Source organism: Rhodohalobacter sp. SW132 (assembly GCF_003390325.1).
Lineage (GTDB): Bacteria > Bacteroidota > Rhodothermia > Balneolales > Balneolaceae > SW132.
Genome location: NZ_QUOK01000005.1, coordinates 1 through 21884, shown reverse-complemented (window position 1 = coordinate 21884; position 21884 = coordinate 1). Strand labels below are relative to the sequence as shown.

Below are 21884 nucleotides of genomic sequence, written 5' to 3'. Positions count from 1 at the left end.
GTTAAAAGAGTAGCTGATGCTGTCCAAAATGGGCGTCATCTCGTGCTCGATGCGAGATCTACTATCTCTAATACAGACCAGAGATGCCGGATCTGAGTCCGGCATGACGGTACTAAGATAAATGACAAATTCATTGTTGTTCGCCCGATTTGGACAGCATCAGCCACTTCTTTACTCAATTTCAAAATCGAACTCGGGTTGAAACTCATTTTTTCCATACATTGTTAAATCTATATGGAAAAAGTTATCAAAAATATGGTTTGTCCGCGCTGTGTCGAATCGGTGGATTCCATCACGAAAGAGATGGGTTTGCCGGTTTCGAGTGTAGAAATCGGCAGCGTGGATTTTGACCGAAGGCTATCTGAAGATGAACTCACCCGCTTTTCGGATGAATTGCAGAAGAGGGGATTCGAACTCGTATCAGATCGTGAAACGGAACTGGTTAACCGTGTAAAATCTGCTCTGATTGCATATCTCAACCATCTTGAAACCAGCGAATCTCCACAAAAGGTTTCTGTATTTGTATCAAATAAAATCCACTATAACTACTCATACCTGAGCCATATTTTTGCAGAAAATGAGAAGACTACGATTGAGTCTTATCTCATAAAGTTAAAAATCGAGAGAGTGAAAGAGCTGCTTAGCTTTAATCGCTACACGCTTAGCGAAATTGCTCATCGGCTCAAATACAGCAGCGTACAGTATCTGTCGAACCAGTTTAAAAAAATAACGGGTAAAACAGTTACCGAATATAAGCAGCAGGGCAGAGGTTCGAGAATCTCCATCGATAAGTTATAACCAAAAATATTACACATCTGCACCGGATTTCTGTGAGGGTGAATGTGATGGGTTTCATTAGTTTTTATGTAAAAAGAAAAAGCTATGAAACAAACTTATCCTGTGAAGGGAATGATGTGCGCAGGGTGCACATCATCAGTTGAAAAATCCATTCGAAATCTTAATGGTGTTGAATCCGTATCCGTAAACCTGGCTTCGGAAAAAGTCTCCGTAAATTTTGATGAAAATAAACTTTCGGAATCTGAAATTGCCGGTGCGGTGAAGGATGCAGGCTATGAGCTGGAGATCCCTAAAAAGAATAAAAATGGTGTAGCGCTCCAGATTGACGGCATGCACTGCGCAGGCTGTGTTTCAAGTGTAGAGAAAGCGCTGAAATCTGTGAGTAGTGTGAGAGAGGCATCCGTTAATCTATCGTCTGAAAAAGCATTTGTGGATATTGAAGATGGCGGTGATTTAGATGAGCTGATTGATGCCGTTACATCCGCAGGGTACAGCGCCAGCATAGTAAATGGTGAGAAAGAGAATAAGTTAAAAGAGAAACGGTCGCGTGACGAGAGTAAACTGAAAGATGCGCGTCAAAAAATGGTTCTGAGCTGGATTATCACGTTGCCGCTGATGATCTGGATGTTTGTAGAGATGGTGTTTGGGATTACAATTACCGGGCACACAACCATGGAGTTTGTGATGACAATCGCTGCCTCCGTAGTTATTTTTTATCCGGGGCTTGATACGCTGAAAGGGGCGTGGAGATCGGCATCAAACCTGAATCCGAATATGGATGTACTCATCGCTATCGGAACAATCGCCTCACTGATTACCGGCGGAGTCGCCCTGGCGTATCATCTTGGAATTAGTTCGGTACAGATGTATAGTTTTGCCGGTATCGCTGCGATGATTATGGCATTTCATTTGACGGGCCGCTACATAGAGACGAAAGCAAAGGGGAGAGCTTCTGATGCAATAACCAAACTGCTAACACTCGAAGCCGAAGAGGCCCGGGTTATCCGGAACGGAAAAGAGGAGATGATTGACCTGAAAGATGTTAAAAAGGGAGATGTGGTGCTGGTAAAACCGGGTGAGAAAATTCCTGCTGATGGTGACGTGATAGATGGAAAAAGTACCGTCAACGAATCGATGGTCACGGGAGAATCGATGCCGGTGGTGAAAAGTGAAGGTGATTCAGTGATCGGTGGAACCATAAATACGGAAGGAGTTTTACGCTTTCAGGTAACGAAAATTGGTGAAGAGTCATTTCTGAACCAGGTTGTGCAGCTTGTTGAAGAGGCACAGGGATCAAAAATTCCAATTCAGGATTTTGCCGATCGGGTGACTGCAGTATTTGTGCCGGTAATTCTGTTGCTGGCCCTGCTAACTTTTATTACATGGGTTCTGTTTCCCGGCTTTTACATCCCGATTCTTGAGTTTGGTGACCAATTCGTGCCCTGGATTCTTACCGATCTGCCGGTATGGAGCCAGGCGTTTTATGCCACGCTTGCGGTTTTGGTGATTGCATGCCCGTGTGCACTCGGCCTGGCCACACCAACCGCACTGATGGTTGGATCCGGTCTTGGAGCCGAAAACGGAATTCTGATTCGAAGAGGTGAGGCAATTCAGCGTCTCGAAGAAGTGACAACCATCGCATTCGATAAAACCGGCACATTAACCGTGGGCCGGCCGGAAGTTACGGACCTGCAAATGATTGGTGAAGCTGACAAAGAACAGTTGAAGCGTGTAGCTGCTATTGAAAAACAGTCTGAACACCCGGTTGCGGGAGCGATTGCAAGATATTTTGAAGCAGATAATTCTTCCGAAGAAGTCCGTGATTTTAAATCTCATACCGGGATGGGTGTTGAGGCAAGAACAGGAGATCACCATTATATAGCCGGAAATATTGATCTGATGAATGAATTTAAAGTCAACATTCCAACTGATGCAAATGAGACTGCAAAAGGATATATGAAAGAGGGCAAGAGCGTGATTTTTGTGGCTGTGGATAACATGTTGATATCTCTGATTGCCCTGCAGGATACGCTGAAGGAGGGAGCCCGCAACTCGATCGACAAAATTCATCAAATGGGCTACGAAACATTGATGATTACGGGTGATCAAAAAGAGGCAGCTGAAGCGATTGCACATGAGGCCGGGATTACCAGTGTGAAGGCACAGGTAAAACCGGGTGAGAAGTCTGAAATTATAAAGGAGCTGCAGTCGGAAGGACAGGTTGTAGCTATGGTTGGAGATGGTATAAATGATGCTCCGGCCCTGGCGCAGGCTGATGTAGGTATAGCGCTTGGAAGCGGTACGGACATCGCTATTGAGTCAGGCTCCATCATACTAATAAAAGGAGATTTAGATGGGGTGATTAAAGCCATAAATGTAAGCCGTATGACAATGAAAAAAATACGTCAAAATCTCTTTTGGGCTTTTTTCTATAATGTGTTGATGATACCAGCCGCAGTCGTTGGCTGGATGCATCCCGTGCTTGCTGAAATTGCAATGGCGATGAGTTCAATTAACGTGGTGGGCAATTCAAAACGACTGGGTAAAAAACAACCGTGAGCAGGAGAGGGAAAATTAAAATTCTCTAATTTGTAACATTTCTTTGCCAAGATACTCTTGTTTATGTAAAGGGCGTTGGCAGCCGATAAAAATATTAGCAAAAATTAAACTTTCTTTGTGGATAAGTTGATCTTAAGCTGAACTTTTTATACCTATTAGCCCCTTAAAATTATCTAATATCTAAAACTGCTCTCAAACATGAAAAACTGGAAATCACTGCTTTTTAAAATTGCTCTGCTTGTAGTGATCGCAATCGTTATCTCTACAGGTTGATTCTCTTATAAAAGACTGGATACCTAATCTTGAATTTCCTTGTAATTTACAAGCATTTGAAGATGAGGTATCCCGTCCACATCATAGATTTCTGAATCAGTTTTAAAACCAAACTCTGAATAGTAATCTTCAAGATGTGCCTGCGCTTCGATGCGTATCATTTCTGAACCCTTTTTCGCAGATTCTTCCAATCCTTTTTGGATTAGCTCTTTCCCCAATCTTTTTCCGCGATACTTTTTTCTGATTACAATCCGGCCGAGTGATATTTCATTAAATTTTTCACCGGCAGGTACCATACGCAGATAACCCGCCAGAATAGCATCATCAAGCATTAAAAGGTGGGAAGAGACGTAATCGATGCCGTCTATATCATCATAAATACAATCTTGTTCAATTATAAATACTTCTTCGCGTAATTTTAAAATTTCATAGAGGTGGGGTATAGTACACTCTTCAAGTGAGTTATATAAAATCCATTTCATTCTCATAAAACTTTTTTGAAATTATTCCGTACGATCTCCAAACGACAAGTTAATAAAGGGTTTATGATAAAAACATTATTGATCAACAGTATCGTAATTTTTCTCGGAGCTCACCTTCTTTCGGGGGTTACCATCAAAAATTACTGGACGGCAATCGGCGTGGCCATTGTTCTTGCTATTATGAATATGTTTATCCGCCCGCTCATTGTGCTGCTTACACTCCCGCTGACTATAATCACGCTCGGCCTGTTTGTGCTGGTAATTAACGCTTGGATACTTATGCTGACGGATAAATTTGTTGATGGTCTCAAGATTAAAAACTTTGGCTGGGCAGTTCTCTATGGCCTGCTGATATCCGTTCTCAACAGCTTCTTATTATTCATTTTTTAATTTTCTTCTATTATTTTTTCATACTGTAATTCCATTTGGCCGTGTACACTCCAGAACCCTTTTGGAGAGTTTTCTTCCAGACGGTCAAGCAGAATATCGAGATGCGTATGCCAGCCGGCACCAACACTGATGAGAATCTTGAGGTCGTCTCCCAGCTTGCGGTGGGTCAGGCGCAGCAGAACTTTATTCTCCTCTTTGGGAATTAGTTCGTACGTCACAATCGATTCTTCACCGGTTTCTTCTCCCCAGGTGTAACTGAGCTTTTTGTACGGGTTCCACTCAGTTACCTTTCCTTCAAAATAGGTGCCGTCCTGCATATGCTTATACTTTTCAGGAATGGGTTCATCGACGTCGGAGAGGTCATTGTGTTTGAACCGAAATTCGACTTTTCCGCCTACGCGTGGTTCCACATCACCTGCGGAGAGCCATTTCTCCTTCAGTTCCGATTTGGTGAGATAATCCCAGATCCGTTCCGGCGGGCCGGGGAGGAGGCGTTCGAATTGGACGGTTCCGGGTTCGGGAAAAATGCCGTGCTTTTTGTTCATAAAGTTTGATGTTAGAGGTTGAAGAAAAACCGTCCCGAAATTTCGGGAAGACATTACGGATCAGAGTTGAAAATACCTCCAGGGTTTCAAAAACCCTGGAGGTCTGATTAAGTTTAATAATCAAAATTTCCGTTCCTGAAACGGAATTCCTTTCCCCTCTTCGCAATAGTTTTTCAGGCTATGGAGAAAAAAGCTCCAGTTGTAGTTGCACCATCGGTAAAACTCGGTTATTTCTTTCCATCCACCGTGCACCAGAGTTACTTTTGTTTTCCCGTTTTCTTCCCTGAGATCGAAAGAAACATTCGTTCCAATCCACTCCGGGTCCGATTCGGTGCAGTGCCATCGGAGGGTATGGCTGGGTAGAAGTTCTGTGATTTTAAATTTCGTGGGATCTTCATCACCGAAACCGAATGTACAGGTATAACCGGTTTCGGGTTTTACATCACACTGGCGAGTCCAGACTTCCGAGAGCCCTTTTTGAGTGGTGAGGGCTTTGAACACGGCCTCGCCGGGTGCATTTAGATAGTTGATGATTTCGATATTAGGCATAGGTTTTTATGAGTTGAGATGGTCTTAATTAAAAACCCTCCAAGGGTTCCAAACCCTTGGAGGGTTTAACTTACCAAGTTATTCAAATTCTAACGCCCCGTAATTCAACTGCCAGGAGACCCCGAACCGGTCCTGAACCCAGCCGAACTTAGTGCTGAATCCATAATTGTTGAGCGGCATTGCCACTTCGCCGCCGTCACTCAGTTTTTCATACAATTTGTCAATCTCTTCTTCGGAATCGCATTCTACAAACAGCGAGATGGCGGGTGTGAATGTAAAATCGTGCCCATAGCTGTCAATTGCTATGTATGGTTGTCCCTTCAGGGTGAAGAGGGCGTGTTGTACGGTGCCTTCAGCGTCCGGCCCAAACTGTCCGTCAGGCCCGTATTTTGCAATACGAACGATTTCGGAGTCATCAAACAGAGATGTATAAAATGTAATTGCTTCTTCTGCATCACCTTCAAACATCAAGAATGTGGTGATTTTTGGATTCATATCTTGTGCATTTATGGTTTGTATTTGTATTGTTACAACGAATAGAATAGTTGCCAGAAAGGTTATGGTTTTCATGGTTATGGATGGTTTGTTCAGAGTTTTTAATCATATTGGTCCATTCTTATTTTGGGAAATTCACTTGGGGTCTCTTAACAGTTTTGGCAGTGGATCGCTATAATCCTGTATGAGCGTATCAAACCGAAAAGAGTGCAAAGACTTTTCATCTCGTAAAAAAAAGTGGTTGAAAATAAATGAATTCTATTCTTGTTTATTTTTCCAGGCAGCAGCCATCAGGTCGAAACCCTGCTGCCATCCCTTTTCGCTTTCTGAAACCGCACCCTCTGGTAATTCATGAAGTTCAGCCGCAATATCTTTTCCCGTTTGCACGAATGTAACTACACATCCTTTCCTATCCGGTTTGATGTCTATCATGATAACGTCGCTGTTGGGCGAGAACTGTGGCATAGCGATAGTATATTTCAGCCGGTGCGGCGGATCCACTTCGAGGTACTCACCGGTCATGGTTAGTGTCATGTCATTTTCTTCCCGAGTGATGGTCCATTGCCCACCAACTTTCAAATCAATATCAAATTCTGTGTCGCTGGTCCACCATACCCGCATGGCCTCGGGTTTTGTAAAGGCATCGAATACTTTTTCCGGGGCCACATCGAATTTGCGGACTATCTTAAGAGCTGAGTTTCTATGGGAATTCTTCATAGATCAGTTTTAATTTTATTCAATATTTTTTTGATCCTCTGCCAAAGCTGTTTCCAGTGCATCCAGTCGGGTATCCCAGAATTTTCGGTATCGCTGTAACCACTCCATTACATCCTGCAGCTTTCGCGTATCGGCACGGCAATAGCGCTTTCGCCCTTCTTTTTTGATCACCACCAGCCCGCACTCATTCAGTATTTTAATATGTTTGGATACGGCAGGACGGCTGATCTCAAACCGCTCCGCCACATCATTTACAGGAAGGGTGTTATCGGCAAGGAGATCGATGATCTCCCGGCGGGTCGGATCCGAAATTGCGTGGAAAAGTTTTTGCGACATAGTCGTTTATAAAGTGTAACCGTTTGGTTACTAATTTATATGTAACTATTTAGTTACGCAAATTTATTTTTTATCAAAGTTGACTATATCAGTCTAAAAGAATAGGAATCACTCTCTTTACCATTCATAATCACAGAAACTTTTTGCTGCCCCGGGTAGTATTTGCGGGTACTGATAGGACGAAAGCTCTGTTTCCGGGTGATGGATAATTCTTCTCCCGGCTCAATTTCCCGTTCACTTATTTTAAATACTTTCTTTGAATGGGTGCCATTTTTTCTCAGAAAATAGAGTGCGTACTCCAGCCTGAGAAGCCTTGATTGTTGATCTCTGTTTTTCACTGAGAAAGAAAATTCTAATACATCTCCTCGTTTTACCCGTGGAGTGTGGATTACAAATTCTGCACACTCCAGTTTTTCGCTGCTGAATCCGAAGAGGTTCATGACCTCCATATCTCCTTGTTTGAACAGAGTGCGGCAGCCGTGTTTAACCAGTGCGTCGGTCTCAGCGGAGGTGTCGAGCCAGCGGACTGCAATGGATTTCGTAACTTTCGGGTTGTCTTTTGAGATGTCGTTCAGGTTGTTCGCCACACTTCTGCGAACATATTCAGATGGATCTTCCTTCAGGTTTTCCAGGATCGGCAGGATGGGAGCCGGGTCACTTTTTAGCGGGGGAAGTGCCATCGCCCACGGCAATCGCGGTCTTGATCCCTCGCTGGCAAGCCGCCTCACGTGGTGATTTTCATGATCTGACCAGGCCTGCATCCGGTCCAGCATTTTTTGATCGTATTCCAGAATGAACGGACGAACTGCAAATTCGCAGCTGGTAAACTGTGTGATGAATTCCATCGCATCAACGGAAGGTTCAAAATGGTTCAGTCCGTACTGTTCCACATAATCCGGGAAAAACATGAATTCCAGTGAGAGTTTTTTCTGCTCGGTTTGCCGGAGATTTTTGATGATATCTTTGATCTGAACCATGGCCTCAGGAAAATCATCAGATAGAAACTGATGCATTACGGTTGCGGTATGATGCATTCTATCTTTCAGTTCATACGTATCAAATTCATCATTAAAAATGAGGTGAATGAATTTTTCCTGATCAAAAGAAGGGATAGTTTGATATACCGTTTCGGAAAAACTCTCATAAAACGGTTTTGAATAGATATTTTTAAGGAGTGTAGGCATGGAATTTTGATATTCTGAAGGATGAAGTGTCGTGTCAATAATAACATATTGAGAAATCACCAGGTGATTTATGGATGACTGTAAAACTGAAAACCTATGACACGCCAGCAGGGTTGGTGGATGATATAATTTGAAAAAACTGGTTTTGGAATTTTATACGTTTGAAAAAGGATCGATTGGAAAAGTACTTCGCAGTTTTGACACCCTTATGTCAATCGATAAATAAACCGCGGAATTTTTGGTTTCAGTTTCTATTCGAACGTATGGCATCAATGTTTGAAAACGATGTCGATTAATAAGAATACGCACAGTATTTGAAGATTTTCTTAATTTATTTTCAGAAGAAATCTTCAAATGAGCATTTATAAGCGAAATTTTAAACAAATAAAAGCGCTTTTTTAGTTTGCATTATCCAAATATGATAGTTTGAAGTCATCGGGAAATTTAAATTTCAATCAATTTTGATATATAAGTTAATTGTTATTAATCTGCTTGCAGTGATAGAAACCAAGTAAACATTTTCAAAATATGAACAGCCAAGTTTTAAATCTGAATATCGTTATGATGTGTAGCCCGATGGCTATGATGTGCTGTATGTGCATGCATAACGATAGCGGGTTAAAATGACTGGTTGATTTATAAATAACTTTTCAAAAAGCCCGCTATCCGGCATAGATAGCGGGCTTTTTTTATGTTTAAATTTTGCTCTTCTATCTCTGCTGACGCTGGCTTTGTGAATTAATCCTAAACCGCAAACCGTAACACAAAGCACTTTTATTATGTCTGCAACACTCACACAAGAAAAAACACTGGTATCGACCGACTGGGCCGCCAATCATCTGACCGACGAAGGAGTCCGGTTTGTAGAAGTTGATGTGAACACCCGATCCTACGACTCGGGCCACATTCCCGGAGCCATTGGCTGGAACTGGAAAACAGAACTGCAGGATCAGCTTCGGCGCACCATCGCCTCAAAAGAAGATTTCGAAAACCTGCTTTCGAAATCCGGAATCAGCAACGATACCACCATCATTCTGTATGGTGATAACAACAACTGGTTTGCCGCATGGGCCTACTGGCTCCTGAAATATTACGGCCATGAGGATGTCCGAATTCTGGATGGCGGCCGCAAAAAGTGGGAAGCTGAAAACCGGGAGTTAACCACAAAAACCACCGAAGTTGATCCCGCGGATTATACGATTGAAAATGTAAGGGAGGAATACAGGGCGTTTCGGGATGATGTTGCCCAGACACTTGGCAGCGATAAACACGGCCTGGTGGACGTTCGTTCTCCGGATGAGTTTAGCGGGAAAATCCTGGCACCTGAGGGTCTCAATGAGTTGTCTCAGCGAGCCGGTCATATCCCGGGAGCAAGTAATATTCCGTGGTCGAAAGCTGTGAACGAAGACGGGACTTTCAAATCCAAAGAGGAACTCAAATCCTTGTATGAAGAAGAAGGAATTACCCCTGATAAAGATATTATCGCCTATTGCAGAATCGGGGAGCGTTCGGCACACTCCTGGTTTGTATTGAATGAACTGCTGGAATTCCCCAATGTTCGGAATTACGATGGCTCATGGACGGAATGGGGAAACCTAATTGATGCACCTATCGAACGATAACTTAAGCAGTGTAACCTCAAGCCTCCGTGGTTTATCCATAAGGATAAAACCTGTGGTCTGAAATCCCGGAGGTTTTTTTAAAAACATATATATATGAGAAAAAAGAGCAAAGTTGAAGTTATAAAAGAGAACAGTAACTATTTACGCGGCCCTCTTGCTGAAGAGATGGAAAACGATGAACCGTCAATCAGCAAGGAAGCCTACCAGATATTAAAATTTCACGGCTCGTATCAACAGGATGACCGCGACCTCAGAAAAGGGAGGGACAAACACTGGATGTTTATGATCCGTGGTCGGATTCCGGGCGGACGAATCACAGCCGGGCAGTACCTTGCGATTGATGATATTGTTGATCAGTATGGTGATGGCACAATTCGCGCCACTACACGGCAGACGTTCCAGCTCTACGGAGTCATCAAAAAAGAACTGAAAGCCACACTTCAGGATTTAAACCGGGCAATGATCACAACCGTTGGTGCGTGCGGGGATATTGTGCGAAACGTAATGGCTACCCCGGTGCCGGATATCGATGGCCGTCAATCCCAGGCCCAGGCCTTTGCAGACCGATTATCAGATGAACTGCTCCCGGCAACCAACGCCTACCACGAAATTTTTCTTGATGGAGAGAAGGTCTACTCCGGTGAGGAAGAGGTAAAAAATGGAGAACCGCTTTATGGGAAAGATTACCTGCCCCGAAAATTCAAAATCGCTGTTGCACTGCAGGGTGACAATAGTGTAGATCTGTATACTCAGGATATCGGACTGGTGGCATTTTTTGATGAGAGTAATACGATTGAAGGGTTTAATGTAGTGGTCGGCGGCGGAATGGGAATGCACCATAAAAAAGAGAGTACGTTTCCGCGACTGGGTGATCATATCGGATATATTCCGGCGGAGAAAGTGAGCGAGGTGGTGAAGGAAATCATTGCAATTCAGAGAGATAATGGAGATCGGAAAAATCGCAAACAGGCTCGCATGAAATACCTGATCCATAATTGGGGGATTGAAAAATTCAAAGCCGAACTGGAAGAACGTCTGGGTTATTCACTTGAACCGTTTCGCGATATGCCAAAATTTGAACTGAATCTCTACTTAGGCTGGCATCAGCAATCGGACGGAAAGTGGTTTTTAGGACTTTCCATCGAAAACGGCAGGATTAAGGATGATGAAGATCGTCAGCTTAAAACGGGACTTCGCAAGACGATCGAGAAATTTCAGCCGGAAGTCCGTTTCACTCCCAATCACAACCTGCTGCTCACGAACATCGCTGAAAAGGATAAAGCTGGTGTTGATAAGTTACTTCGTGAACATGGAATTGTATGGGGCGAAGAGTATTCAAATCTGCTCAAACTCTCCATGGCATGCCCGGCGCTGCCAACCTGCGGGCTGGCGATTACCGAATCGGAACGGGTGTTTCCGGATGTGATTCGTGACCTGGAATCCGTGATACACGATCTGGGTCTTGAAGACGAAAATTTATCGGTGCGAATGACCGGCTGCCCGAACGGCTGTGCCCGTCCATACGTGGCGGATATCGGTTTTGTGGGGCAATCGCTGAATAAATATTCAGTATTTATTGGTGGTGATCCGTCTGGAACCCGTCTGAACAGCTTGTATAAAGAACTGGTGCCGCTCGAAGATCTGATCAGTGAAGTAACCCCGTTGCTGCGCCGCTATAGTGAAAACCGGAATGAAGGAGAATCTTTTGGCGATTTTTATGAACGAACAGGATTACTTGAAGAAGCAGAGGTGGCAGAATGAGTATACTTAACAGAACATCTTATCAACCGAAAGGTAAAGTATTTCTTGTGGGAGCTGGCCCGGGGGATCCCGATTTGATTACCGTTCGCGGCTTGAATACCATCAAAAAAGCGGAGGTTCTGGTTTATGATCGGCTGGCAAACCCTGAACTTCTGTCGAATGCACCGAAAGATTCTGAAAGAATTTATGTAGGTAAACGACCTGACAAGCGGTCAGTTTCGCAAGAGCAGATCAGCCGGATTTTGGTTGCGAAAGCAAAAGAGGGAAAAACGGTAGTGAGACTGAAAGGAGGCGACTCTTTTGTTTTTGGCCGCGGAGGGGAGGAGTGCGAGGCCCTGGCCAAAGAAGGAATTCATTTCGAAATTGTACCCGGAATCAGCAGCGCAATTGCCGCTCCTGCATATGCTGGTATTCCGCTTACACACCGGGGACAAGCGAGATCGTTTACTGTGGTTACAGGCTACACAAAAAATAAAGATGAGTTGTTCGAAAACTGGGAGAATATTGCCCATTCTGACACCCTGGTCATTTTAATGGGAATGAAAAATTTACCAGCCATTATCAGCAAACTGTATCTCTATGGAAGATCTCCTGAAACACCGGTTGCTATAATAGAAAAAGCGACTTACGATTGCCAGCGAACAGTAATCGGCACACTGGACACAATCGTAGATAAAGCGGCTGAGCTTTCACCGCCGGCCACCATTGTGATTGGAAAACTGGCAGCACTCGGTCACGATTTTGCATGGTTTAAGGAGCCTTATGAGAATAAAAATCATCTTCAGATTGAACAACGAAAAACAGTAACCGGCTAAGTGGGGAGATACCCATCATGAAAAATGAAACAGATATACAGATTGCTTCAGACCTGCTTTTTGAACCTGATACAGAATCCACATTCATTAATAAAAGTGAAGAAGTCAGTCAGCGGAAAATCGATCTGGATCTGATCCGGGATCTTAACCGTCGATTTGAAAATCGCCATCCGGATGAATTACTCAGCTGGGGATACCGGGAATTTGGGCGCGAGATTGTCCTTGGAACCGGTTTTGGCCTATCGGGTGTGTATTTGATCCACCGACTGGTAACACAGCAGATCCCGATTCGAATTTTTTATCTCGATACACATCTTCTTTTCAATGAAACGTATCAATTGCGGGATAAAATTGAGGCGCGGTTCGGGATAGAAGTTGAAAGGGTGAGCACAAATCTTACATTGGATGAGCAGGCTGAAACTTATGGCGGGGAGCTTTGGAAATCAGATCCGGACAGATGCTGTCATATCAGGAAAGTGCTGCCTTTAAAAAATTATCTAACCGATAAAAGAGCCTGGATTACCGGGGTTCGGCGTAACCAGGCCGTAACGAGAAAAAAGACTCAGGTGATTGAGTGGGATCCGCTGAATGAAGTGATTAAAATCAACCCGCTTGCCACTTGGAGTAATGATGATGTTTGGGAATATATCAACAAACACAATCTTCCCTACAATCCGCTTCACGATAGCGGTTACCCCACGATTGGCTGCATCCCTTGTACGGAACCGGTTGAAGGCAATGAACACGAACGAGACGGCCGATGGAAAAATAATACGAAAACGGAATGCGGAATCCATCTGCCAACGCAGAATTTTAAAAATGGTCATCATAGCAAATAGTGCGATATTCGAAATAGTAGAAATACCGGATTATTTTGCGGCAATCTGTCTAAAACTTTTGATTTATCCGGCTTTTAAAACATTAAGCGCCCACTAAAACCACAAATTCATGCATACCTATCCAATCTATTTAACCCAGCTTCACAAAAAGAAAACCGTGTTGATCGGAGGCGATCACGAAGCGGAGAGAAAAGCCGGAGAGCTGCTGGAGCGTCACGCGAAGTTAACGGTGATCAGCCCAAAATTGAGCGATACCTTACGGGCATGGGCTGATGAGGGACGATTTGAATGGATCAACCGCCGATACCATGAGGGCGACCTTGAAGGGGCATTCCTGGTGATTGCGGCTCAATTTGAAGCCGATGAAAATAAACGAATTTTCAATGAAGCGGAAGAGCGGGGCATTCTTGTAAATGTGATGGATGACATACCACACGCTAATTTTTCATTCGGATCGATCGTAAAAAGGGGACCGCTTACCCTGTCGATCTCTACCAGCGGTGCAGCCCCAACACTTGCGGTGCGGTTGCGTGAACGGTTTGAAAAGGAGTTTGGGGAAGAGTACGATACGTTTTTGACACTCATGCATAAACTTCGGGACCCGATGAGCCGCCATTATGATGATTTTGAAACACGGAAAAACCTCTGGTATCAGCTGATCGATTCAGATGCCCTGGACCTGTTTCGAGAAAATAAGCCGGATGAAGCCATTCAGAGAATCCGGGAAATTCTCGGAGATCCCGTCGTGGATGATGTGCTTGCAGCCGAGGCAGGGTGAATTCTAAACAGAAGATATCAGAAATTCTACCCGTATGATCGGAGATAACCTGTCTCCATCCAAGAGATTTTTTTGTGATCGGTCAATTCACGATGAATCCATGGTCCCCTTGAGGTACGCTTTCCGCTTATTCTTTGGCAGCTTTTCAATGGCATACCGGAGCATGGTTCGGGGCATGTTGCCGTAACGGGGCTTTAAAAATGATTCCAGTAAGGGTTCATTTTGCTTGCCAATTTCACGGAGCATCCACCCGGTGGCTTTATGAATAAGATCGTGCGGATCATCCAAAAGCAGTTCGGCTATCTTTAGCGTATCCTCAAAATCGTTCTGTTTGATGAAGTAGAACGTAGCCATGATGGCAATACGCCGTTCCCAAATGTTATCAGATTTTGCCAGTTCAAAAAGGATATTCCTTGACCGGTTCAGCAGCCATGCCCCCACAATTTTCGGGGCTGAACTGTCCACCAGGTCCCAGTTGTTAATCCGGTCTGTGCTGGACAGGTAGAAGGAATAAATCTTTTTTTGCAGGTCGGGATCAGTTTTTGGAAACCGGTACACAAGAATCAACAGGGCTGTGAGCCGCTCTTCGTGGTAGTCTGACTGTAGAAGAGTTTGCACTTCGTTAAGTGGCAGGTCGCGATATTTTTTTGCAATTTTTCGCTGTTTTGGTACCCGAATTCCGTGAAAAACGTCCCCCTCACCATATTCCCCCTTTCCGGTTTTGAAAAAACGGGCCGAGTGTTCGGCTACTTTTGGATCTGCCAGTTCCCGAAGCTCTTTTTGGATGATGGTTGCAGTCATCTTGTGTTGTGTAATTGATTATTTAAAGTGGCATCTTGTATTAATGTCCGTTGTCAATGGAATGATAAATTATCAATAAATTTAACTGTTAAATCAAAAGATAGGAGTTAATTAGCTATGAAATTTGGAAGTACTGATAACCCAGAGGGTATTGATTTTTCACTGCCGGATGATCATCCCGGGACCGCTGGTGTTTTATCAGCCCGGAAAAAGGAAGGAATCCCCTCCGTGTATGTTGGATGCGCAAAATGGAACAGGCAGGAGCTAAAAAATTTCTATCCGAGGGGTACAAAAGATGAACTGGAATATTATGCCACGCAGTTTAACGCCATTGAACTGAACGCCACGTTTTACCGGAATTTCCCAGAAGAACAGGTGCAGGAGTGGTATGAGAAAACTCCGGAGGATTTCAGGTTTTTTCCGAAAGTATATCAAACCATTAGCCACAGAAGATGGCTGAACAATATCGAAGGAGATATCGAAGAATTTTTCGATAGTATTGTACACTTTAAGGAGAAGCTTGGCACTGTATTTTTGCAGCTGCGCGGTAATTTTTCCCCGAAACATTTTGGCCGTGTTAAAAACTTTTTTGAACTGTGGCCCGGTGATGTGCCGCTTGCCGTTGAATTCCGCCATACGGATTGGTTTAACGATCCGGAAATAGCAAAAGAGCTATATGCGCTTTTAGAGGAGAATAATGCAGCCAATGTGATTGTGGATACCGCCGGCCGCCGCGATCTGCTGCATATGCGATTGACCAACAACGAGGCGTTCATCCGGTATGTGGGTGCCAATCACAAAACCGACTACTCCCGGCTGGATGATTGGGCCAGTCGGCTGAAAACGTGGACCGACCAGGGGTTGCAAAACATCCATTTTTTTGTGCATCAGAACGAAGAGAAAGAATCACCGGCGCTTGCGGCGCATTTTATTAAAGCTCTGAACAGGGACATTGGGACTGATTTGACCTTGCCCGGGAATTCCAATGGTGGAGACCAGACCAGTCTGTTTTAGGGGTGGAATTTGTAGCCTTGGCTTAAACCTCCAAGGATTTTAAATCCTTGGAGGTCTGGTTCAAAAAGATAATCATCAATCCAACTTAACTGACTCGGGGTCTGTAGAACCAAACTTTCTTTTGAAAGTGAGTTATTATTTTAGGTAATAGAGTGTGTATTCAAGCCGGAGGAGTCTTGTCTGGCTGACCCTGTTTTTTATCGAAAAAGGAAATTCTAAGTTATCCCCTTTTGTATGGGCAGAGTGCGATAGCCGTGTTTAACCAAGGCGTCAGGTTCAGGATAAAGTTTACTCAACAGCTTCAAGCATCACAGTGAGGTTTTGTAACGTTTCACTCTCCGGATCTAACCGTTGACTATATCCATCGAAAGCCTGCTGCAGATAAAATCGGGCTTCAGAGTTCAATTCCTGGCTAAGGAAATATTCACCTATCGACTGGTAAATTCTAAGACAACCGGGAGACTGGGCTCCTCGTATTTCAGAACATTTCTCCCCGGCTTTGCGATAGGTTTCAGATGCAAGTTCTGTTTGATCTGTCTGCTCGTAAAGTAATGCCATAGAAAAAAGAATATCAGGATGAAATTGATAGGGAGCTTCCAGGTTTTGCATGATGAATGCGGCTTTTTCAATCGCAGAGACAGCCTGGTCCAGTCGCCCGGTATCTTTTAACAGTTCAGCCAGATGATGCCAGGAAACCGCAACCTGTGGGTGGGTTTCTCCCAAAACATTTTTGCGTGCATCAATCAATGTGTGGAACATCTGTTCTGAGCGTCCGTAGTTTCCTGCCCGATGGTACGCAACCGCCAGACTTGATTGGGTTCGCAGCAGTTCGGGATGATTTTCTCCCAATACTTCCCGGTAGATTTCAGCAGATTCTTCATAGTTCTGGATGGCCAGGTGATACTCTCGTTTCATCATTTTAATGTAGGCCAGGTTATTTAGAGATTCGGCGAAATCTTTGTCGTAGTGATCGAGAGAAGCTCTTCGCCTGGTTACGATATCCTGGAAGAGGGAGTCGGCAAGGTTGGTGTCGCGGGTGCGATAAGCATGAACTCCGGCCCATTCGTCCAGGCTCCGAATGCTCAGCGGATCGTCTTCACCTAATACAGATCTTCGGTTATCGAGTGCCAGATGGTATAGGGAATCGGCGGCGGGAAGATTTCCCATGATTCTCATATTGTATCCGAGCCTGCTTTGTAGATCCGCTATCAGAAGCAGATCCGGAGGGTTCTGATTCATGGCTTTTTCCAAAGCAGCCTCAAACAGTTCCGCACTTTTATAATGGATGCCCATACCATTGTATACTCTGCCCAAAACTGACAATAGGTGTAGTTGCACAGATGATTCCCCGGGCGATTCAAGCGCCTGAGCTACACCACGTTCAAGCAGTTGGTCGATCGTAATAGTTGCACCCTGGGTTACAGCAGGATCACCCGATTCAAACAGGTTGACGAGAAAATCGGTAACCTGGCCCGCTATCTGTGCCTGGGTTTCTGCACGTTCAGCAAACATTTTGGTTTGATGAGACTGCCACAGAGTACCGATCAAACCTGCACTCAGTGTAAGTATTACAAGTGCAACAGCAGAAAGTCCCCACCTGTGACGGGTGATATATTTGCGAGCCCGATAACGGATCGTAGGTGCCCGTGCGATAACCGGTTTACCCTTTACATAATTTTCAAGATCATAAGAGAACGCCAGGACGGAAGCATAACGTTGAGAGGGTACTTTTCTCATCGCTTTCTGTACGATTCGGTCAAGATCTCCTGAAAGTCGTCTTCCAAGCTGTTTTTGAGAGATATTATGATGCCCGGCGATTTCTAATTCATTAATCGTACATTTTTGGACGATGGAACTCGGTTTGGGAGGTTCCTGTATGCAAACAATCCTCTCCACTTCAAGCATTGAAGTTGTTTGAAAACGATATGGATGTTTACCGGTGAGCAGAAGATAAAGCAGAACACCGAGAGAATAGATATCTGAAGCGGTAGAAACTGCTTCACCCCGCACCTGCTCCGGACTGGCATATTCTGGTGTCATGACCCGCATTCCTGTACGTGTTTTAAATACGGCAGATTGAACCGGTGTTGGTTCCTGTAATTTAGCAATACCAAAATCGATCAGTTTTATCTGGCCATCTTTCGAAACCAAGATATGTTCCGGTTTGATATCCCGATGTACCACAAGATTTTGGTGTGCATAATTCACAGCTCTGCAAACAGTTTGAAAAAGTTGAACCCGTTCTTCAATGGTCAGCCGGTTGAGGCTGCAGTATCTGTCGATAGGAATTCCATCGGCAAGTTCCATAACCACATACGGTTCACCTGTGTCGGAGAAACCTCCTTCAATTAACCGGGAAATATTTGGATGATTAAGAGTGGAAAGGATCCGCTTTTCCTCCTCAAACCGGTGGCTCGAAAAGGAGTCGGTCAGAATACCGTGAAGCAATTTCAGGGCAGCTTTTTGGCCGTTGAATAGCTCGATCAGGTAAACCGTTGCGCTGCCGCCTGCTCCCAGTTTTTGAAGGACCTTGTAACCGGCTATCTCTTCAGGCAGGATGGCTTCCGTAGCAAGAGATGATTTTGTAAGAGTATAGATTCTCTTCTGCAGGTTTTCAACAAAATCACGGGCATTTCGATTTTGACCGGCAATTTTTGTGACTTCTTTCCTGAGTTCCGTATCGTTGCCGCACCAATCCATAATCAGTTGATCCCAATCTGATTCCGGATAATCAAGCAGCCGTTCGGCTAATTCAAATGCGGTGTCAGAATTCAAGGCACAGGCATCAGGGTTCAGGTTATGACTTCATCTTTAACTACAGAAATTGATTGTACAGAAGCTCACTACATTGTTTCGTTATAGATCCAGTTACAGGCCGCCTGCCAGTCTCGTTTTACCGTAGCAGGAGAGATGTCTACTGCAAATGCGGTCTCTTCAACCGTCATTCCTCCAAAGAACCGGCACTCAAAAACTTTCGCCTGGCGTTCATTTTCTCTTTCAAGCTGGTTCAGGATTTCATTTATCTCAAGAAGTTCAATTGCTGCCTGATCATCTGCTATCAGTTCAATCTCACTTGCAGAAACCGGAACAGCGTTCCCGCCTCTTTTCTGGGCAGCCTTTTTTTCAGCATAATTGATCAGAACCTGGCGCATCGCTTTTGAAGCGATTGCCAAAAAGTGACGACGGTTTTCAATCTGGTCAGGCTGATGTTTCCAGAGTTTCAAATATGTTTCATGGATCAGGGCAACGGTGTTCAGGGTATTCATACCGTTCCACCGGTTTCGCTGCCTGCGGGCTACACTATGAAGCTCTTCGTAGATCAGCTCAAAAAGCTGATTCAGGGCGGTACTATCGCCGGCAGAAAATTCTTGTATAAGCCTGGTTGGAGTATGGGTTTCAGGGTTCAAGGTGCAGAGTTCAAGATGTTGATGCCTAATCTGCTTCAGGTAGTTAAACAATTTACCTGTGAAAGCATGCGAAACAGAAAGTAATAAAAAAAAATTAAAGAGAGATGAGCCGGGTTATGGTTTTTTCCTGTAATTAAGGTTAGCAGAGCCCTGCACCTTGAACCCTGAAACCTGCATCCTGAACCTCATGAAAAAACCGATCCGCTATTCAATTTATTCTTTGGCTTTTATTCCAATCCTTATTGTAGTTGTTATCGGCTATGTAAAGCTGGTTTTACCCGATGTTGGACCAGCACCGGAAATCCGTGTAGAGATCACCGATGAAATTGTAGATCACGGAAGATACCTGGCAAATCATGTTATGCTCTGTATGGATTGCCATGCGGTTAGAGATTTTAGTCTGTTTGCCGGGCCACTCAAACCGGGCACCAAAGGAGCGGGGGGCGAAGTTTTTGATCGGGATAATTTGGGAGTGCCGGGTAGTTTTGTTGCTCCAAACTTAACCCCTGCAGCGTTGGGCGACTGGACCGATGGTGAGATCTTCAGGGCTATAACTTCCGGTGTGTCAAAAGATGGATCTGCACTTTTTCCAATTATGCCATATCCAAACTACTCCCAGCTGGCCGAAGAAGATGTCCACGCTATCATTGCCTACCTTCGAACTCTTGAGCCGGTTGAATATGAACGCCCCCCTTCAGAATATGATTTCCCGGTGAATTTCCTGATAAATACCATGCCGGTGAAACCCAACTTACAGCCAAAACCGGAAAAAGAGGATGTTAATAATTATGGCAGATACCTTGTTAATGCCGCTGCCTGTGCGGACTGCCACACACGGATTGAAAAGGGTTCGTTTGTAGGTGAAATGCTTGCCGGAGGTAATGAATTTAAGCTGCCGGATGGTTCGGTCGTACGCTCAGCGAATATAACACCACATGAAACGGGAATCGGGAACTGGACCAAAGAACAGTTTGTCACGCGGTTTAAAGTGTATGCCGACAGCACATACGTTCCACGCAGAGTTGAACCCGGGCAGTTTCAGACCATGATGCCCTGGCTGATGTATGCGGATATGGAGAGCGAAGATCTGGAGGCGATCTATGAATATTTAAGAACGATAGAGCCGGCAGATAACAGGATAACCATTTTTAGCCCTTCGGATTAAGAAATTGGCTGTTAAGGAAATGATCTGATTTATGCATGGGGGAGTTAAACTGCAGAATCCGATTCATAATAAAAAAACAACTAAACATAAATATTGGAGATTGGTATGGCTAAATATAAACTACTAAAAAAGGAAAACAGGATGATTCAGACCTCTTTGATCAACCGACTCGGCCTGATCGCTATTTTGGCAATATTTTTAACAGGATGTGATGGTAACCAACTTACAAGTCCGGTGGCTGATACCGACAGGAATGCAGAGATTTATATATCGGATTCAAAGACTGATAAAAAGTATGAGGGCGTCGATTCAGATTTAATTAAGCTGGTCAGGCGTGCAACGGCCCGATATCACTCCACAACACAGGCTGTTCGTGCCGGTTACGAAGGGGATGATCATTGTGTAGAAGTTCCGGGTTTAGGTGGCATGGGATATCACTGGGCGAATGAAGACTTGGTGGATCCAATTTTTGATCCGGCGAACCCTGAGGCTCTTCTCTACGAACCGGATAAAAACGGTAATTTAAAGCTGGTAGGTGTTGAGTACATTGTGATTAACATTGGCCAGGATCAACCACATTTTGGCGACCATCCATTCGATATTGATGGTGTTCCGCCATTAATGGCTCAGGAAGTGCCACACTGGAGCCTGCATGTCTGGCTTTACAAAGACAATCCAAACGGGATGTTAGTGCCTTTTAATCCGAAGGTATCCTGCTGATTCTTGAAATGAAACTTTGGATAAAGACCTGATCAGTTTTTAAAACCTGATCAGGTTTTTTTGTAAACTCCAGTTGACGTTGATATAGTCAGGGAATAGGCAAATATTTGGGGAAGTATCAAAAAGCTTTATCTGGATCCACTGGATATATAATTTCTTTCTGTAATGAAAGTATGATGGAGGTTGAGATTTTTATATCAACATCATGTTGCTGTAATTCTTTGGTGAGAGTTTTTAAAAGGAGATAGTGAAATTATCGGTGAGAGGTAATCCACCAGGTATTTCCATTACTGTCTTTCACACCGCCGGTACGTCCGTATTCTTTGTCGGAAAGTTCCAGCACTGTTTCGGCTCCTGCGTTCAAAGCTTTTTTAAAAATTTCATCAGCCGAGTCTACATTTACATACAATCCACCAGGCTGAGAACTCCAGTCTTGATTGCTTTCACCCGCCATCAGTGTGCTATCACCAATCGTAATTTCGGTGTGGACAATGCGTCCGTCATCATCAGTGTGTTTCATCTTAACGTCAGCCCCAAACACCTTTTGTGTGAAATCCAGGAACTCATTTACATCCTTTACGATGAGATAGGGCATTACGGTTTGGTAGTAATCGGGAGTTTGATTATTGTGATC

Annotated in this window: 22 protein-coding genes; 11 read left to right on the top strand and 11 right to left on the bottom strand. The window is 44.2% G+C overall.

Going from position 1 to position 21884, the window contains the following annotated elements; translation table 11 throughout:
- Positions 1-234: 234 nt before the first annotated feature.
- Together DYD21_RS10760 and DYD21_RS10755 are read left to right on the top strand one after the other, a co-directional pair.
- Positions 235-798, top strand: a complete 564-nt coding sequence (locus tag DYD21_RS10760; RefSeq protein WP_116036412.1) for an AraC family transcriptional regulator — start codon at positions 235-237, stop codon at positions 796-798.
- An 84-nt stretch (positions 799-882) separates the two neighbouring features.
- Positions 883-3357 carry a heavy metal translocating P-type ATPase gene (locus DYD21_RS10755; protein WP_116036410.1) on the top strand — a complete coding sequence of 825 codons (2475 nt, stop codon included), beginning with the start codon at positions 883-885 and terminating at the stop codon, positions 3355-3357.
- Positions 3358-3653: 296 nt separating this feature from the next.
- Here DYD21_RS10755 and DYD21_RS10750 read toward each other — a convergent pair whose 3' ends face one another.
- Positions 3654-4112 carry a GNAT family N-acetyltransferase gene (locus DYD21_RS10750; RefSeq protein WP_116036407.1) on the bottom strand — a complete coding sequence of 153 codons (459 nt, stop codon included), beginning with the start codon at positions 4110-4112 and terminating at the stop codon, positions 3654-3656.
- 63 nt (positions 4113-4175) lie between these two features.
- Between DYD21_RS10750 and DYD21_RS10745 the strand changes: the two genes are divergently transcribed.
- On the top strand, positions 4176-4502 hold the full coding sequence (locus DYD21_RS10745; RefSeq protein WP_116036404.1) for a phage holin family protein: 327 nt from the start codon (positions 4176-4178) through the stop codon (positions 4500-4502).
- Here DYD21_RS10745 and DYD21_RS10740 read toward each other — a convergent pair.
- From DYD21_RS10740 to DYD21_RS10715, 6 genes are all read right to left on the bottom strand, one after another.
- The gene (locus DYD21_RS10740) at positions 4499-5047 is read right to left on the bottom strand and encodes an SRPBCC family protein (protein ID WP_116036401.1); all 549 of its coding nucleotides are present in this window, start codon (positions 5045-5047) and stop codon (positions 4499-4501) included. The two genes, DYD21_RS10745 and DYD21_RS10740, sit on opposite strands and share 4 nt — an antisense overlap.
- A 120-nt stretch (positions 5048-5167) precedes the next feature.
- On the bottom strand, positions 5168-5596 hold the full coding sequence (locus DYD21_RS10735) for an SRPBCC domain-containing protein (RefSeq protein ID WP_116036398.1): 429 nt from the start codon (positions 5594-5596) through the stop codon (positions 5168-5170).
- A 78-nt stretch (positions 5597-5674) separates the two neighbouring features.
- Complete coding sequence (locus DYD21_RS10730) at positions 5675-6091, bottom strand: VOC family protein (protein WP_348636186.1); 417 nt, start codon at positions 6089-6091, stop codon at positions 5675-5677.
- Between the two features lie 258 nt (positions 6092-6349).
- Positions 6350-6808: an SRPBCC domain-containing protein gene (locus tag DYD21_RS10725; protein ID WP_116036395.1), complete on the bottom strand. Its 459-nt coding sequence runs from the start codon at positions 6806-6808 to the stop codon at positions 6350-6352.
- 15 nt (positions 6809-6823) lie between these two features.
- Positions 6824-7144, bottom strand: coding sequence for a helix-turn-helix transcriptional regulator (locus DYD21_RS10720; RefSeq protein WP_116036392.1), 321 nt, complete (start codon positions 7142-7144; stop codon positions 6824-6826).
- Positions 7145-7227: 83 nt separating this feature from the next.
- Positions 7228-8328 carry a DNA alkylation repair protein gene (locus DYD21_RS10715; protein ID WP_116036390.1) on the bottom strand — a complete coding sequence of 367 codons (1101 nt, stop codon included), beginning with the start codon at positions 8326-8328 and terminating at the stop codon, positions 7228-7230.
- 779 nt (positions 8329-9107) lie between these two features.
- Between DYD21_RS10715 and DYD21_RS10710 the strand changes: the two genes are divergently transcribed.
- The 5 genes from DYD21_RS10710 (at position 9108) to DYD21_RS10690 (ending at position 14143) form a co-directional block, all read left to right on the top strand.
- Positions 9108-9950, top strand: a complete 843-nt coding sequence (locus DYD21_RS10710; RefSeq protein WP_116036387.1) for a sulfurtransferase — start codon at positions 9108-9110, stop codon at positions 9948-9950.
- Between the two features lie 93 nt (positions 9951-10043).
- Positions 10044-11711, top strand: coding sequence for an NADPH-dependent assimilatory sulfite reductase hemoprotein subunit (locus DYD21_RS10705; RefSeq protein WP_116036385.1), 1668 nt, complete (start codon positions 10044-10046; stop codon positions 11709-11711).
- Entirely contained in the window at positions 11708-12526 is an 819-nt protein-coding gene (cobA, locus tag DYD21_RS10700; RefSeq protein ID WP_116036382.1) for a uroporphyrinogen-III C-methyltransferase, read from the top strand. Before DYD21_RS10705 ends, cobA begins: the two co-directional genes overlap by 4 nt.
- A gap of 17 nt (positions 12527-12543) precedes the next feature.
- A complete protein-coding gene (locus DYD21_RS10695; RefSeq protein ID WP_116036380.1) occupies positions 12544-13365 on the top strand; it encodes a phosphoadenylyl-sulfate reductase in 822 nt (273 codons plus the stop codon).
- 109 nt (positions 13366-13474) lie between these two features.
- Complete coding sequence (locus DYD21_RS10690) at positions 13475-14143, top strand: bifunctional precorrin-2 dehydrogenase/sirohydrochlorin ferrochelatase (protein ID WP_116036377.1); 669 nt, start codon at positions 13475-13477, stop codon at positions 14141-14143.
- An 87-nt stretch (positions 14144-14230) separates the two neighbouring features.
- Here DYD21_RS10690 and DYD21_RS10685 read toward each other — a convergent pair whose 3' ends face one another.
- Positions 14231-14944 carry a DNA alkylation repair protein gene (locus tag DYD21_RS10685; RefSeq protein WP_116036375.1) on the bottom strand — a complete coding sequence of 238 codons (714 nt, stop codon included), beginning with the start codon at positions 14942-14944 and terminating at the stop codon, positions 14231-14233.
- A gap of 117 nt (positions 14945-15061) precedes the next feature.
- Here DYD21_RS10685 and DYD21_RS10680 point away from each other — a divergent pair, with 117 nt between their 5' ends.
- A complete protein-coding gene (locus tag DYD21_RS10680) occupies positions 15062-15958 on the top strand; it encodes a DUF72 domain-containing protein (protein WP_116036367.1) in 897 nt (298 codons plus the stop codon).
- A 288-nt stretch (positions 15959-16246) separates the two neighbouring features.
- Here the strand turns inward: DYD21_RS10680 and DYD21_RS10675 are convergent, their stop codons facing one another.
- Both DYD21_RS10675 and DYD21_RS10670 read right to left on the bottom strand, forming a co-directional pair.
- Positions 16247-18733 (bottom strand): serine/threonine-protein kinase, encoded by a 2487-nt coding sequence (locus tag DYD21_RS10675; RefSeq protein ID WP_116036365.1) that lies wholly within the window; start codon positions 18731-18733, stop codon positions 16247-16249.
- 68 nt (positions 18734-18801) lie between these two features.
- Positions 18802-19365 carry an ECF-type sigma factor gene (locus tag DYD21_RS10670; RefSeq protein WP_158551555.1) on the bottom strand — a complete coding sequence of 188 codons (564 nt, stop codon included), beginning with the start codon at positions 19363-19365 and terminating at the stop codon, positions 18802-18804.
- A gap of 187 nt (positions 19366-19552) precedes the next feature.
- On the opposite strand from DYD21_RS10670, the gene DYD21_RS10665 reads away from it, so the two are divergent.
- Positions 19553-20530, top strand: a complete 978-nt coding sequence (locus DYD21_RS10665; RefSeq protein WP_116036359.1) for a cytochrome C — start codon at positions 19553-19555, stop codon at positions 20528-20530.
- Positions 20531-20635: 105 nt separating this feature from the next.
- Positions 20636-21250 (top strand): hypothetical protein, encoded by a 615-nt coding sequence (locus DYD21_RS10660; RefSeq protein WP_116036357.1) that lies wholly within the window; start codon positions 20636-20638, stop codon positions 21248-21250.
- A gap of 253 nt (positions 21251-21503) precedes the next feature.
- On the opposite strand, the gene DYD21_RS10655 is transcribed toward DYD21_RS10660, so the two are convergent.
- Positions 21504-21884 (bottom strand): glyoxalase/bleomycin resistance/extradiol dioxygenase family protein (locus tag DYD21_RS10655; RefSeq protein WP_209388414.1); only part of this gene is annotated, 381 nt, incomplete at its 5' end.